Genomic DNA, 14,556 nt, shown 5'->3' on the forward strand with positions numbered 1-14,556 from the left:
TCCGGACGGTCGCACCGCGGCGCGTCTTGGGCAAGCGAGAGTTTGCCTCCGGTCCGGTCATCGGACCGACACCTTCCTCGCCGGGCGGCCACCACTCATACTGACGCCGGGAGGGCGACGCACAACAGGGCGGCATGGTGGCGATACCGGGATGCCCTGTGGTTCCAGCGGAATCCCAGGTGGACAGTCGGGCAGAACAACGGGGGTGGGTCGGTGAACTTTGCACAACCTCAACAGCGGATCACGGTGGCAGTAACGGCTTTCGATCCGATATCCCAGGCCGGAATCGCCAGCCAGTTGCGTTACCGGCCGGAGGTCGGTCTGGTAGAGGAACCGGTGGACGCGGCCGTGGTACTGGTGGTCGTGGACCGGATCGATGACCAGTCGCTGCAGGCGATCCGGGCGGCCGGACGGCGGGGCGGGGCGCGGGTGGTCGTGGTGGCCACTCAGATTGACTCCCGTGATCTGCTCACGGCGGTGGAGGCCGGCTGCTGCGGGGTTCTGCGGCGCGTGGAGGCGGTGCCGGAGCGGTTGATCACCGCGGTGCGCGCCGCCGTGGCCGGGGACGGCACCTTGCCCCCGGATCTGCTCGGCCGGCTGCTGGAACAGATCGGCCGCCTGCAACGGGATGCGCTGGGGCCGCTGCTGACCCCGGGGTTGAGCAAGCGGGAGGTGGCGGTGTTGCGGATGGTCGCCGATGGTAAGGCCACCAGCGAGATCGCCAGTACCCTGTGCTATTCCGAGCGTACCGTGAAGAACATCCTGCACGATGTCACCACCAGGCTGCAGGTCCGGAACCGGGCACAGGCGGTCGCCTATGCGGTCAGGGAAGGGCTGATCTGAGCCCGGCACCGGGGACCGTCAGCTGATCCGCGACCACCAGCGGCGGCTTGCCAGGCGTTCGGTCAGGATCCGCGGGTCCTGACCGGCCGGATGCGCGATCACCTGGAACTCGGTGGGCCGATCTCCCCTGTCACCGGCGGTGCGGCGGACGTCGATGCGGGCCTGTTCGGCCTGCCCGGGGAAGAGAACCAGCGCGGCCGGGGTGCAATCGATGCGCAGGCGCTGTCCCCGGGGCCGGCCTCGTAGCTCCAGATGCACGGCGTCATTGCCGCGGTTGTGCACCTGCAGCAGGTAATAGGCCCGTTTGCGGCCGATCCGCCGGGGCAGCAGCTCCAGTTCGGTATCGAAAAAGGTGCCCAGGGAGAGCTGCCCTTCGGCCATCGCGGTCCGGCCGCTTGCGGCGGCTCCGGCCAGCAGTGCGAACGGGATCGTGCCGGCGCGGACATGCGGGGCGCGGGGCGGGTGGAACACCAGCCGGATGCGCCCGGAGGATCGCGCGCCCAGGGTCAGGGTGGGTGGATCGATATCGGTCCAGTGCGCGGCCGAGCCGATCACCTCCAGCAGGAACCGGTCCGGGTGGGCGGCGAGGTTGTGCACCATCACCTCGCAGGATCTGCGGCCGCCCGGCTCGATCGTGATCGGCTCCGGGGGTAATTCGATCCGTACCACCATCTCCATGACCTTAGGCCCGCAGCCGGCTCGCGGTGAGCCGTCATTGAGGAACCGGTTGGGGAACTGGTTGGGAAAACCCCGGCACGTCCAGCAGACCCGCTCGTTGCCCGAACGGGCAACGGTGAGCTAGGTACGACCGAAGAACTCCACCTCGCCGATGGCGATGCGTTTGCCGTCGGCGATTCCGTATCCGGACAGTAGGGTCAGTCGCAGCGAGCGGACCCCGCTGACACCCAGATCGATCTGCTGTGGCTGCGGGCCCTCGGCCAGTTCCGTCTCTTGCTGCCCGGTGCCCGAATCGGTGGTCCAGGACAGCCGGATGCCCTTCGGCCGGGCCTGGTCGCGGAACTCCGGCTGAGTGCCGCCTGCCCCGGGAGAGATCAGCACCGAGGTCAACCGGACCGGGCCGGAGAAGGAGAACTCCAGGAATTCCCCTTCGGCCGCACCGGTTCCGGCCGGAGCCCAGTAGGTGTTGCGGGTCCCGTCCACGGCCAGCCCGGCACCGTGCCCGGGAGCCTCGCTGGAGGCGGTGGCGGCCGCGACGATCGGTGTGGGCTGTCCGATCCGGTCCCGGATCGCGTCCACTACCTCGGTGACCTTGCCCCGTAACGGGAAACCGGCCACGAGCGCGAGCAATATCAGGATCGCCATGATCAGCGGCGCCAGCCGGATCCGGCGGCGGGTCCGGTTCCGATGTCCGGCCGGGGCCGGGCGGCGGGAGAACAACCGGTGCCACCACGGCTGTTTCACCGGGGCGGGCGGCGTGGCCAGCCGGGCACCGCAGGCCCGGCAGAAGGTGCGTTCGGGGCGGTTACCGGCCTGGCAGCGGGGGCAGTCCAGACTGCCGTCCTCGGGGTTGGGCTCGGCGGGGCGGGTGGTCGACCGCCGCGGTGGGGGTGCGGTGCTTCCCGGACGGCGCAGCCGCACCTCGGGCTCCGCCGGCGGGGACGGCTCGGCCACGGGGGCGGGTGCCGGTCGTTGCTGCGCGGGGGATTTCGGCGTCTGCGATTCGGTCGTTTGCGATGAGAGGGCCGATTCGTCGGGGGCCGGTTCGGCCAGCGGGGTCGGGCGGGCGGTCTCCCATTCCAGGAACGCCCCACAGCCCCCGCAGAACGTGTCACCCTCGGCGTTGTGCTCACCGCATTGGGCGCAGATCACGCGCTGGTCGCCGTTCACCGTCGCTCCTTACCGTGCCTGGCCATCTGTGTACTCGCCTGCCTGCCCGGTGTCCGGTCCCGGGATGGGCGGGACCAGCTCGATGCGATAGGGCAGGTGGGCCGGGCAGACCTCGGCCACCGCCCGCTCCAGCCGCCGCCGGTCCACCTGGTCCGGGTTCGCTGTCCGGACGCGGATCACCAGCAGTGGGGTCGGTGAACCGGGCAGCGGGCCGCCGGGTCGCCGGGCGTAGGCGGCCCCGCCGCTTTCCGCCAGCTCCACCCGGTACCCGGTCATGAGTTCCACATGGGACACCAACCCGGCGGCCGTGCCACGCAGCCGATGCCGCGCCAGCGCCTGCGCGACCGCGCTCCGGCGTCGCGACGCCGGCCAGGTCTGGTCCACCTCAACCGCTACCCACCCGGCCAGCCAGTCCACGAAATCATCCGGTGCCAGCATGGGATCGAGATAGGAATCGAAACAGTCCATTGTGGATAATATCGGCGCCAGCACCTGATCGAGACCGCGGGTGAAGCGTGGCAGGAAGTCCCCGAGCGACGGATCCCGGAGCAGTCCCGGCAGCAGTTCGCCGATACTCACCGGCGTCCGCAGGCCGGCTACGCTACCTCTCATGATGCACCTCCACCCTGACCTGGTGCTCGAAGGGGAAGGTCACCGCATTGTGCGCCAGGCCGATCCGGTCGGTGGGTTCGCCGCGTCGCCCCGTGACCGGATCGGCGGGGAACAACCGCAGTTGGGTCACCATGTCCACTCCAGACAGTCGCTGGAGCACCGCATACAGCTCGCCGGCCTGTACCGCGCGGCCGAACGGCCAGCCGGTGCCCTCCGGGCCACCGTCCAGCGGACTCAGGTACTCATAAAGTGTGGCCAGTGCCGCGTCTCGTAACGCGTCGGCGTCGGCCCGCACAGTCGGTTGCAGCGTGGCGACGACAGTGATCCCTTGGTAGAACGGTGGTTCCACGATCAGTCTGGTGCCCACCGGCCGCCGCTGGTCCAGGTAGCCGGTGACGCGTTGAAGCAGCGCCGTCGATGGATCCAGTTCGGGGAACAGAATCCGGCCACCGGCATGGGTACCCGCATGCGGGATCACCAGCACCCGCACCGCATTGGAATCCGGCTCGGCCGGGACACAGCGGACCCTGGCCAGTTCCCTGGCCGCCGCCCTGGCCAGAAACTCGTAATCGGTGGGGGTCACGGCCCGGTCCCGGGTACGCAGCAGTAACGGTCCCCGCACCGCGGCGTCGGCCACGGCCTCCCCGTCCACCCCGCCGGCGGCGGGACGCCGGTTGGTGACCCGGTACACGAAGGGAATCGGATCACGGGCCCGGTTCAGCACCCCGGCCCCGACGTTCCCCCGGCGGCCGCCGCCGATCCGGTAGCGCGGCACCGTGATCACCGCACCCTGCGGCGGGATCGCGCCGTGCCCGCGGATGGAGCCGTCGGGACGGCGGATCGCGGGGCCGAAGCACACCTCGCCGGCCACCCGGTCCAGGGTGAGGTGCCGGTCGGTGGCGGTGGATTCGGCGAAGCTGTCCACCTCCTGCCATTCCTGCCAGCCCTGTGCGTCGGAGACCAGCACCCGCAGCGGCCCGTCCTCACCCAGAACCGGGGTGCGGGGCAGGGCGAACCGCTGGCCGGGAGTCCCGTCGGAGATCCCCAGTTCGCTGTCGGTCACCGGTTCGGCGTGCCGGGCACCCACGGTGCCGCCGATGGTGGCCGCGGTGGCCGAACTCAGCTGGGGCGACTCCCGGTAGAAGGGCTGTCCCGGCGCGGGTTCCACCAGCCGGCAGCGCAGCCAGCCGGCGCGGCGCCGGGCCAGCACCGAGGTGGTGTGCCCCGGCGGCAGGTGCAGCACCACATCCCCGGGGCGGTTGAACCCGCCGGTGCTGTCCCGGTCCAGTTCGCAGGCCTGCCAGCCGTCGGCGGTCCATGCCTCCCAGACCAGCGGGGGATCGGTGGGGTCCACCCCGATCCCGTCCACCGCGCAGTCCAGCCGCAACAGCACCGCGGCCCGCGGGGCCGCCTCGGACAACCCGAACAACAACAGATCGCCCGCGGCGGGGGCGGTGCCGAAGCAGCGCACCGCTTCCGCACCCGCCAATGCCACGGACCGGTCCACCGGTTCGGTCTCACCGGCCGCGATGGTGGCTACCCGGGACAGCTCCACCGGTGAGATGGACAGCTCCTCGTCCGTGGTGAACACGATCTGCTCGTCCACCTCGGAGACCTCCCCGGCCACCTCGGTGCCGGCCTTGATCACCACCGGTTCCGGGCGGGGCGCCGACAGCCAGAAGGTCACCTCGGACCTGGCCGCCACGGGCGGCACGAGACGTACCCCGATCAGATCGAGGAACCGCAGGTAATGGCGCTCTGGTACCCGGTTGAACCGGTACAGCAACTGATCCATCAGGTAGGCGAAGGCCTCGATCAGGGTCACGCCGGGATCGGACACGTTGTGATCGGTCCATTCAGGACAGTTCTGTTGGATGTACCGTTTGGCGTCGTCGACCAGATCCTGGAACCTGCGGTCGTCCAGATTCGGGGCGGGCAGCACCATCAGGCACCTCCATCGTGCGCGGGAATCGTGTAGAACGGGAAGACCAGGTTGCGCGGGTCGTTACTGCCCCGGATCCGGTAATGCACGTCGATGAGCAGCAGTCCCTCCTGCGCCTCGTCCAGGCTCACCAGGACCTCCTCCAGCAGGATCCGTGGCTCCCATCGCTGCAGGGACAGCCGCACCTCGAAGGCGATCTGCCCGGCGGTGGCCTGATCGGCCGGGGCGAAAATCAGATCGTGGATCGCGCAACCGAAATCCGGCCGCATCGGCCTTTCCCCTGGAGCCGTGCCCAGGATCAGCCGGATGCTCTCGGCGATCTCCCGGTCTCCGCCGACCAGCGCGATCCGCCCGGTGGCATCGGTGCGCACCGGAAACGACCAGCCCACGCCGACGAACTCCGGCGGCGGCCCGCCGGCCGCGTGTGCCGCCCCGCCACGGCGTAACCCGCGTTCGTTTGCGGGCACCGGCATCCCGTCGCTCATGTTCACCCTCCGATCAGGACGGTGGGGCAGCCGGTGATCACCGGGGCACCGCAGGCGGACATGTCGCCGATCCGGATCGCGGGCCGCCCGCCGATCAGGACGGTCGGGCAGCCCGGCCCGATCATGGTGCTCGGCGGATGCGGGGGAGGGGGTGGGAAGGAACAGACATGACTGGTCCCGGTCACCGCGGCGGGTTGCCCGCCGATGAGCACGGTGGGCACCCCAGGGGGACCGATCACCCCTGGATGCCCGGTCGGGTCGCCCACCCGGGCCGCGTTCGGCATGCGCTCGTTCCCCCGCCCTAGTTGATCCGCACGATGGTGCCGCGTACCACGGCCTCTCCGCTCGAGGTGAGCCGGCTGCTGGCGGTCCCGTTCACGGTGACCTTGGCTGCTTCCAGCCTGGCCTCGCCGGTGCCGCTGAGCTTCAGCGAGGTACCGGCGGACACGGTGATCTCCTGCCGTGCCTGGAGGCTCACCGATCGCCCGGTGAGTTTCAATTCCTCGCTGCCCGCGTCGATGGTGACTCCCGTGGAGCCGCTGATCACGACACTGCCGTCGGAATCGAGCACGATCTTCGTTCCGGTACGGTCCAGATGCAGCAGGTACTTTCCGTCCCCGGTGACCAGGCGGACGCCCTCCGGGCCGCCTGCGGTTTCGGCGAACTCCAGCCGGTGCCCGGTCCTGGTGACAAAGGCACGGCCGTTGATCTGGCCAGAGTTGCCATCCACCAGATCGAACGTCGCCTGCGGGGGTTTGTCGCTGCCGTTGTACAGGCCACCCAGCACATACGGGGCGTCGATGTCGCCATGCTCGAAACCGACCAGAACCTCATCGCCCACCTCGGGCAGCACCAGTGCACCGCGGCCGGAGCCCGCACCCGGCTGCAGCGTCCGGGCCCAGCCGGAGGTGTAGTCCTCGGCCAGCCACGGAAAGGTCACCCGGACGCGGCCAAGGTGGTGCGGGTCCCGCACATCGCTGACCACCGCCGGAACCAGCCCGTTGGGTCCGGTGGGGCGGGCGCCGCCGGGGGAGACCAGCCCGTACAGGGAGCGCTCCTGGCGGCTGGAGACGGTGAAGGAGGTGGTGTAGCCGGCCACGGTGTCGAACTGGTGGCGAGCGGCGGTGAGGGTATAGCGCCCTTCGAACGGTGAACCCACGTTGACCAGAGCCACCGCCGTCCCGGCGCGCAGCCTGGGATTGCCCCTGGCCACCCCCTCGACCTCGGCACAGCAGCCGCCGATGCCGGCCGCCAGTGCGTCCGCAGCCGCCTTCACCTTCGCTGCCGTCCGATAAGGACGGTCTACTGAGGACAGAGGTGGGGCAGAGAACAGGCTGCCCAGCCGTGCCGGGTCGACCCCGGGTGCCTCGGTGCCCGGGGTGCTCGGGGTGGCCTTGGCGGACAGCGCCTGTTTCCGTTCGGCATCCCAGGAGCGAACCCAGACCGCGGGGACCTGTTCGGTGGAGGTGACCCCGGCCCGCAGTGCGATCAGGTTGCGGCCCGCCTCCAGCACCAGTGGATCGGTGCTGGCCTTGGCGGTGGTGGCCGGGGCACCTTTCGGGGGCTGGGGTATGCGGAAGTTCAGCGCCTTGTCCTCCACGGTGACTTCGGCACCCACCGAATCGGCCAGCCTGCGCAGGAATTCCCAGTCGCTGATGTTGTCCTGGGTGATCTGGGCATCGGGGCGGCCGCCGAGTCCGGGCACCGATTCGATGGTGCCCGCCTCCAGTTGCGCCCGCTGGGCCACCCGTTTGACCACGCTGACCAGATCGGTGTCGGTGTAGGCGGCTACTCGCCTGCCCCGGAACAGCCGGTGCGCATGGTCGTAGCCGCGCACCTCGGTGACCCCGCCGGTGGCGTCCAGTTCCGTGCTCAGCGCGGTCACTTCCCCCGACAGCAGCAGAACCGGGCCGCCGGGATCGCTGGAACGGGCCGAGATCCGTACCGGGCTGCCGATCTCGATCCCGGTCTTGGCCAGCACGATCCTTTCTGGATCAGAAAAACGTAGTACGAACATGTCCGGCAGGTTGCGGCTGCCGTCCACGAAGGCATGCGTCAGTTTGGTCGCGATCTCCATCGGCAGCGCCGCGCCGGACACCTCGACCAGCAGGGAACCGGAGTAGGACTCGTTGGCCATCTCAGCCGCCGTCCATTATGGATATCTGCGGGCTCGTCAGTTCCTCGGGGGCGGGCAGCAGCAAGGTGGTTCCCGGCCGAAGCCGGAACGGATTGTCGATCCCGTTCGCCTCGGCGATCTCCCGCCACGCGGCGGGGTTGCCGTAGGCCTGCTGGGCGATCGACGCGAGAGTGTCCCCGGCTACCAGCCGGTGACCCTCCCGAGCGGTGCGCCCACCCGAGGTGGGGTTCTGCCGGGCGGTCTCCCCGGAGATCTCCTCCAGCGTCACCGTGCACACCGCGCGAATCGGGGTTCCACTGGGGGTGAACAGGGTGAACTTGGCGGCCACACTGCAGATGTAGGCGGTGAAACCGGTCAGTCCGCCCCAGTGGAAGACCACCCAGGGCGGGGAACCGCTGCCCTTGCTCCTGGTCTTGTCCGTGGGCACGCAACAGGTGAACAGCCGGTCCACGGTTCGGACGACGCGGTCATCGGCGGTGGCGGTGGCGTCCAAGAACATCTCCAGCGTGAGCGTGCTGGGTTCCGGGCCCTTGTAATGCGGAACCCCGCTGCTGCGGCTGTTGGGCTGAGTGTCCTTCGTCCACTTGGCCTTCTTGCTGAGCGACAGTTCGGTGGGGTTGAACTGGAAGTCGATCCGGCCACGGGGCGGCCCGGGAGCGGCCGAACCATGCGCGGGTGGCTCTCGCAACTCGAAGTAGGCCCGTTCCAGCCGGGCCGGAAGCCCGCCGCTCGTGGCGCTACCGCCGGTGGCGCTGAAGGTGATCGGTGCGTTCATGCCCGCGTCAGCTCCCGGTACCTGGTCCGAAGAACCCGTGATGGGCCAGCTCCAGTGTTTCCATGGCGGGTTTGAGGTTGTCCGGGCCGAGGGAAGGCCCGGTCCAACGTACGGGGATCACGTCGAGCAGCCCCCAACTGGCCACCTTGTCCCCGTGCAGGGTGCGGGCCTCGATGGTCGCGGTGCATTGCTTGTGCCCGCCCACCGAAGCGATGAACCACTGCATCAGCTTCGCGCTCTCGGCGCGGATCGGCCGGGTCAGCTTGACGTTGGAGTACTTCACCCTGGTCGGCAGGTGCCAGATCATGGTGTTGTTCCCGCCCTCCCTGCGCTGCTCGATCTCGATCTCCGCGCCGAGCCCCTCGCAGCTGTTGAAGGCGCCGAGGTTCACATCGTCGATGGACACCACGAAGCAGACTCCGACGGCGATATCGTCCTCCGGCATGGGGCCTCCTGTAGGTGAGTACGGGTGATCAGCGGGGAAGGTCGGACAGGGCGCCGCGGCGTTCCCGGTCCAGTCGCAGTTCGGTGCGCAGTCGCCGTAGCAGCGGGTCGTAGAGGGTTTTCAGCAGTTCCTCCGGATCGGTGTGACTGGCCTGCGGGGCCGCGGGCGCGACGGTATTCGCCGTCGCGCTACCGCTTACGGGATGCACGCTCACCGCTGGCTCACTCACCTTGGTGGGCTCGGCGGTTTCGATGGCCCGCTGCGCCACCGGCTCGTTCGGCTCGTCCACAATGGAGGTTGTGGGCGACGATTCCATGGGGGCCACCGGAAGTGCCGGGGGCCGGGTGCGGTTCGGTAACGTCCGGTGTCGCGGAAAGGGAATCTCCGGACCGGTCGGGCTCGCTGGTCGGGTGAACGGGCCCAGGCGGAATGTTCCGGCGGGGCCCGGGGGATTCGCCGACTGCAGGCCGTTGTCTCCGAAAACGTCGGGCAAGACCGTGGCAGCGGCTGGGGGATGCGCTCCGGTGGGCAGGAGGGCCGGGGTCAGCCCGTGGCCGGGGAGCAGCCCGGTGTGCCCGGGCGGGGTCGTGCCCCCGTCGTGCCAGCCCCCGGATGGTTCCGGCCGGGCTGGGGTGGTTACCCGGCTGACGGTGAGCAGGCGTGGCGGCAGGGACGCGGGCGGGAGGTCCACTGTGGTGGGCTCGGTCACCTGGAGGTGTCGTTCGGTTGCCCGGCCGGGTCGCTGGGAGGCACTGGTTGCGGGCGGTTCTGGTGTGCCACGCGATTGCGGGGCGGCGGGCAGTGGCGCGCCCAGCCCGGGGCGATGCACGGCCGAGTTGGTCTTCCACTGTGGACTTGGTGGTGACGGCGTCGTTGTTGGGAAGGCGGCTTTCCAGACGCGGCCGGTGGGAGGCAATGGCGCACCGAGGCCGCCGACGGGCAGTGGCTCCGGCGGTGATGGCACCAACGAAGGCGGCGCTGTACCTGACCGTTCGGCGGGAACTCGCGGCGGCTGGTGTTCAGAGCCGCGTGCCGGACCAGGCAGGGGAAGAACGCCGAGAACGTGGGGCGCGCCGGGAGCGAGCGGTGGTGTGTGCCCGGCCTGCCGTTGCAGCGATGGTAGGGCAGGCGCCGAGCGGATGAGCGGGAGGTCCGACGATGCTCCGGGGCGCGGCAGAGGCGCGGGCGAGGGGGCCGGACTCGCGCCGTCCACCGGTGCGCTGGCCACGGTCTTGTTCCGGGGGGTGCTCGCCACCGGGTGCCCGGTCACCTCGGCCCGCGTGGAGGCGGCGGTGCCCGGTGGCGCGCCGGTCGAGATCTCCTCCGGAGTCGGCTTCGGGAGGTGCTCGGCCGGAACGGCCGGCCGGGTCTGGCGCGGTGCCGCGGGGACCGCCAACTCCGGTGCCGGCCCTGCCGCCGAGGTACCGGCCGCTTTCCGGATGGCGGCCGGTAGCCGCGGGTGATCCGGTGCTTCCCCGAAAGGCGTGGATACGGGCGTGGTGCGCGGTACGACCGTGTCCACCGTCCGCTGCGAACTGTCCATTCGGGACGGTAAGGCTGTGGTCGCCGCAGTTTCCGGTGCGGCCGGCCGCAGCCGGCGAAGCACTGTTTGCCAGCCCGGCCGGCGTGCCGGGGCCGAGGGGTGCGGCGAGTGCGGGCCGGGTCCGGCCGCGGCCGAGCGCTGTGTCTGCGCGTTCGGAGCAGGCGCGGGCGCCCCACCGACCACCAGCCCGGCGGGCGCACCGGGGCCGAAGGCGTGGCCCAGCGGAGCGAGGAACCGCGGATCCTGCCAGGAGGACAGGATCGCGGTGAACTTCGCGGCCGGGTTGATTCTGGGATCCAGGGTGGCCACCGGATGGATCGCGGGCAGGGCCGCCCAGTCCCGCCGGGGCGCCGTAACCGGTGGCCGCTCCGGTTCGCCTGCCGCAGCGGTTTCCGCGGTGTCACCGCGCCACCACCGGCTCCAAGGCCGCATCCGTTCACACTCCTTGCTCGCGCCGGGTATTGATCCTGACGACCTCGTCGACGAACCGCAGCCGTTCCGGGTGCTCCAGATCGAGCAGATCGTCGAGGGACCAATGCAGGTGGTAGGCCAGGTACCCGACCTCCCGGTACAACCGGTCGGACGGGTAGGTCAGGATTCCCCCAGGCGACCACCGGCCAGCTCGACCAGGAACTCGTGCCGGCATTCCGGGCAGGCCGCCGAGACCCTGGTATGGCCCTCGCTGTTGACGGTGCGGTAAAGCTCCTGCAGGAAGGCCAGGTCCGAGGCGAACATGTTCTCGATCACCTCCGCATGCACATCGGTGATCTCGCCGAGTCTGGTGATCACCCTGCCCAGCAGGACCACGGTCAGGTAGGCCGGGTTCTCCCGGACCCGGTCGTCGCGTAACGGGACCAACTCGTCTCGCGCCGTGGCCAGCCGCATCACCCCGTCCCGGTGCAGGGTGCCGTCCTCGGCGAGGTAGCCGCGGGGCAGCCGGAACGAGAATGTGGTGCGCAATGGTTCCGGCTCTTCGGCCGCCGGTGCCGGCGGCGGGGCCGGTGCCGCACTGCTGACCGTGCGGCGCATGTCACTCCGCTTCCATCTGTTCGTAGGTGACCACGAGCTTCTCGGTGAGCACGCTGGTGTCGCCGGCCTTCAGGGTGCTGATTTCCAGGCTCTTGGCCCAGGCGTTGGTCAGCTTGTAGCGCTTGATGGGATTACCCTCGAAGTCGTAGACGATCACGGCGCCACCCTTGCGGGCATCGCTCATCTTCCCGAAATGGCAGTCCTTGATCCATTTTTCGAAGCTGTTGTCGGAAGTGAGGCCGCGGGTGAAGGTGACCTCACCGGCCTTGGGCCTGCCGGGCAACTTCTTGATCACGTACTTGCCGTCCGCGGTGTTCTGCTTCAGCTCGATGACGTCCTGCTCCATCTTCAAGCCGGAGACCTCGGAGATCTGCTTGATCTGGATACCATCCACCTCCAGCCCGAAGGAGTGGCCGACCGAGGTGTCCATATCGGGAAGGGCCATTCCCCTTACCGTCCTTTCGCTTCCGTCGCTGCGCCGTTATTCGGAGATCACTCGTTGACCAGGCTGGTGCCGCTGGCCAGCTGGGCCAGCCGGAAGATGACGAACTCGGCCGGTTTCACCGGGGCGACCCCGATCTCGCAGACCACCTGTCCCGCGTCAATGCTCTCCGCCGGGTTGGTCTCCCGGTCACAGCGGACGTAGAACGCCTCATCCGGGGTCAGCCCGAACAGCGCGCCCTTGCGCCATTCGTTGACCAGGAAGGCGCTGATGGTGCGCCGGATCCGGGCCCACAGGGCATCGTCATTGGGTTCGAAGACCACCCACTGGGTGCCGTTCAGAATGGACTCTTCGAGGTAGTTGAACAGCCGGCGCACGTTGAGGTAGCGCCATTCCGCGTCGGAGGACAGGGTTCGGGCCCCCCAGACCCTGATCCCGCGGCCCGGGAAGCTCCGGATGCAGTTGATGCCCAGCGGGTTGAGCAGATCGTGTTCCGGCTTGGTCAGCTGGCTGGCCAGACCGAGCGCCCCGCGTACCACCTCGTTGGCCGGTGCCTTGTGCACCCCGCGGGATTCGTCGCTGCGGGCCCAGACTCCGGCCATATGCCCGCTGGGCGGCAGCGAAACGTTCTTGCCCGAGGCGGGATCGAAGGCGGTGATCCACGGCCAGTACAAGGCCGTGTAGCGGGAGTCGTACCGCGCCTGCTCCACCAGCCATTCCTTGACCTGCTGGGGGCCCAGGCCCGGCGGCGGGTCCAGAATGGCCATCCGGTCACCCATCAGCTCGCAATGGCTGATCACGGCCTGCTGCACCGCGTGCACCCCGTCCAGATCGATCGCACCCCGCTGGTAGGCGCTCATCAGGTCCGGTACGGCCACCATGGTGACCTCGTCCACCGTCTCCAGCCCGGAAAATCCGGTGCGGTCGGCGACATCCCCGACATACTCCTTGGCGGTGACCCGCGCCGGGGCCGAGGCCGGTTCCGGCACGGCGGGCGCGAGGGTCACCGACCCCGCCCGCAGCGCACGCCCGCCGCTGACCTCTTCCACCGTGATCAGCTTGGACCGTTCCTTGATCACGGTGGCCAGGTTGGTCCGCCCGCGTTTGGTGCCGACCTGCTCGAAGGTCTCCTCCACCTTGCCGCCCCGCTTGACCACCACGGTGAAGGTGTCCTCTGTGGACCGTTCGCCTTCGGTGGCCGGGCTGGCGGTAACCTCGACGGTGATCTCGGGCGCGTCGGGGGCCGCGCTCAGTGCGGCCAGCCGGTAACCGCCGATGGTCGCCGCAGCCGCAGGCTCGGCCTCCGGCGAACTCCCGGCCGCCGCTGCGCCCACCCGGACCACGTAGGCCGCGCCACCGCCGTTGGCGAAGTAGCCGTACACCGCATGCGCCAGGTAGGCGCCCTCGACGAATTCCCCGAACTGGCGGGTGAACTGGCTCCAGTTGGTGACCAGCGTGGGTTCATGGCACGGTCCCCGCTCGGCGAAGCCGATGAACGCGGCGACTGCCGTGCCCACCCCCTCGATCGGGCGCGACCCGGCCTCCACCTCCTCGACGTAGACGCCGGGGGAGAGATACGTGGCCATCCATCCTCCTTGGGTTGACCGGTGAGGTTGCTGGGCTCGGCCCGCGCGCTCCGCGGAGTTGCCTTGGCACGATCGAGCCTTGTCCGTACCAGGTTGCGGCCCAACGATCGGCGGGGCGCACTTTCGGGCAACCGCGCTTCCCGCCCGGAGCGGTCACCGGTGTTCGATCTCTTCCTCGCCGGATTCCGTCTCGCGCTGGAGGGGTGTCGGGGCGGTCCCGGTATTCTCCTCGACGTCACCCTGCGGCGCGGTTTCCCGTTGCGGCGCTGGCGCGGCCAGCAGCCGGTCCGCAGTGGCCACCGCCTCCCGTTCGAACCGGTCGCCGGGATCGCTGACCTTGATCCCCGTGCCGTTCTCGGTGCCCTCCACCGGGCCCTCACGCTGCTGCAGCACATGGGTCAACTCGTGGGCAAGAGTATGCCGCCCGGCTGCGGAAGAGGGGTCGTAATGTTCCCGCTGGAACACGATGTTCGAACCAACGGTATAGGCGAGCGCACCCACCGAACGAGCCGATTCCCCGGCGGCGCCATCGGTATGCACCCGGACATCGCCGAAATCGGCGGGGCGGCCGGCCTGGTGGAACCGCGCTTCCATCTCCTGGCGGATTCCCGGTTCCAGCGGGGTGCCGACGGACCCGATCACCTGGTGCACCGACGATCGCTGTTCCTCCAGCAGCGCACCGACCCCGGCGTTACCGGCGCTGCGCTGCAGATCGAGCAGGCCCGACCTGCCCAGTAGCTCGGGACGCCGCGCGGCCAGGGCAGGTCCGAGCAGATCGGGTTCCGCCCGGTCGATCCGGTCCCCTTTCGGGCGCGGGTCCCGGTCGGCATCGATATCGTGGCTGCGCATGACTCGCCCCTTCCCGCACG

At 69.6% G+C, this 14,556-nt stretch carries 17 protein-coding genes; 2 read left to right on the top strand and 15 right to left on the bottom strand.

The window, feature by feature from the left end; genetic code table 11:
* Positions 1-246: 246 nt before the first annotated feature.
* On the top strand, positions 247-843 hold the full coding sequence (locus tag A3CU_RS0125680; RefSeq protein ID WP_027944724.1) for a helix-turn-helix transcriptional regulator: 597 nt from the start codon (positions 247-249) through the stop codon (positions 841-843).
* An 18-nt stretch (positions 844-861) separates the two neighbouring features.
* On the opposite strand, the gene A3CU_RS0125685 is transcribed toward A3CU_RS0125680, so the two are convergent.
* From A3CU_RS0125685 to A3CU_RS52700, 10 genes are all read right to left on the bottom strand, one after another.
* Positions 862-1,515 (bottom strand): COG1470 family protein, encoded by a 654-nt coding sequence (locus A3CU_RS0125685; protein ID WP_156960544.1) that lies wholly within the window; start codon positions 1,513-1,515, stop codon positions 862-864.
* A gap of 126 nt (positions 1,516-1,641) precedes the next feature.
* Positions 1,642-2,691, bottom strand: a complete 1,050-nt coding sequence (locus A3CU_RS51390) for an NADase-type glycan-binding domain-containing protein (protein WP_052372161.1) — start codon at positions 2,689-2,691, stop codon at positions 1,642-1,644.
* Between the two features lie 9 nt (positions 2,692-2,700).
* Positions 2,701-3,303 carry a phage tail protein gene (locus A3CU_RS0125695; protein WP_084143748.1) on the bottom strand — a complete coding sequence of 201 codons (603 nt, stop codon included), beginning with the start codon at positions 3,301-3,303 and terminating at the stop codon, positions 2,701-2,703.
* A complete protein-coding gene (locus A3CU_RS0125700) occupies positions 3,293-5,248 on the bottom strand; it encodes a putative baseplate assembly protein (protein ID WP_027944728.1) in 1,956 nt (651 codons plus the stop codon). Before A3CU_RS0125700 ends, A3CU_RS0125695 begins: the two co-directional genes overlap by 11 nt.
* Complete coding sequence (locus A3CU_RS0125705; protein WP_245617337.1) at positions 5,248-5,730, bottom strand: GPW/gp25 family protein; 483 nt, start codon at positions 5,728-5,730, stop codon at positions 5,248-5,250. The genes A3CU_RS0125700 and A3CU_RS0125705 overlap by 1 nt, the downstream gene beginning before the upstream one ends.
* 2 nt (positions 5,731-5,732) lie before the next feature.
* A complete protein-coding gene (locus tag A3CU_RS0125710; protein WP_027944730.1) occupies positions 5,733-6,014 on the bottom strand; it encodes a PAAR domain-containing protein in 282 nt (93 codons plus the stop codon).
* A gap of 17 nt (positions 6,015-6,031) precedes the next feature.
* Complete coding sequence (locus tag A3CU_RS0125715) at positions 6,032-7,867, bottom strand: VgrG-related protein (RefSeq protein ID WP_027944731.1); 1,836 nt, start codon at positions 7,865-7,867, stop codon at positions 6,032-6,034.
* Between the two features lies 1 nt (position 7,868).
* Entirely contained in the window at positions 7,869-8,642 is a 774-nt protein-coding gene (locus tag A3CU_RS0125720) for a CIS tube protein (RefSeq protein ID WP_027944732.1), read from the bottom strand.
* 7 nt (positions 8,643-8,649) lie between these two features.
* Entirely contained in the window at positions 8,650-9,087 is a 438-nt protein-coding gene (locus A3CU_RS0125725; RefSeq protein WP_027944733.1) for a phage tail protein, read from the bottom strand.
* 28 nt (positions 9,088-9,115) lie between these two features.
* Complete coding sequence (locus A3CU_RS52700; RefSeq protein WP_156960545.1) at positions 9,116-9,796, bottom strand: hypothetical protein; 681 nt, start codon at positions 9,794-9,796, stop codon at positions 9,116-9,118.
* Between the two features lie 430 nt (positions 9,797-10,226).
* On the opposite strand from A3CU_RS52700, the gene A3CU_RS0125740 reads away from it, so the two are divergent.
* Entirely contained in the window at positions 10,227-10,550 is a 324-nt protein-coding gene (locus A3CU_RS0125740) for a hypothetical protein (protein WP_027944735.1), read from the top strand.
* Positions 10,551-11,066: 516 nt separating this feature from the next.
* Here A3CU_RS0125740 and A3CU_RS46605 read toward each other — a convergent pair.
* The 5 genes from A3CU_RS46605 to A3CU_RS0125765 form a co-directional block, all read right to left on the bottom strand.
* Positions 11,067-11,228 (bottom strand): DUF6760 family protein, encoded by a 162-nt coding sequence (locus tag A3CU_RS46605; protein WP_425388281.1) that lies wholly within the window; start codon positions 11,226-11,228, stop codon positions 11,067-11,069.
* Positions 11,222-11,659, bottom strand: coding sequence for a hypothetical protein (locus A3CU_RS0125750; RefSeq protein ID WP_027944736.1), 438 nt, complete (start codon positions 11,657-11,659; stop codon positions 11,222-11,224). The genes A3CU_RS46605 and A3CU_RS0125750 overlap by 7 nt, the downstream gene beginning before the upstream one ends.
* A gap of 1 nt (position 11,660) precedes the next feature.
* The gene (locus A3CU_RS0125755) at positions 11,661-12,104 is read right to left on the bottom strand and encodes a phage tail protein (protein WP_027944737.1); all 444 of its coding nucleotides are present in this window, start codon (positions 12,102-12,104) and stop codon (positions 11,661-11,663) included.
* Between the two features lie 47 nt (positions 12,105-12,151).
* Entirely contained in the window at positions 12,152-13,687 is a 1,536-nt protein-coding gene (locus tag A3CU_RS0125760) for a phage tail sheath family protein (RefSeq protein WP_027944738.1), read from the bottom strand.
* Between the two features lie 153 nt (positions 13,688-13,840).
* Positions 13,841-14,536 (bottom strand): eCIS core domain-containing protein, encoded by a 696-nt coding sequence (locus A3CU_RS0125765; RefSeq protein WP_027944739.1) that lies wholly within the window; start codon positions 14,534-14,536, stop codon positions 13,841-13,843.
* Positions 14,537-14,556 lie beyond the last annotated feature (20 nt).

The sequence above is a fragment of the Amycolatopsis taiwanensis DSM 45107 genome, assembly GCF_000519205.1.
GTDB lineage: Bacteria > Actinomycetota > Actinomycetes > Mycobacteriales > Pseudonocardiaceae > Amycolatopsis_E > Amycolatopsis_E taiwanensis.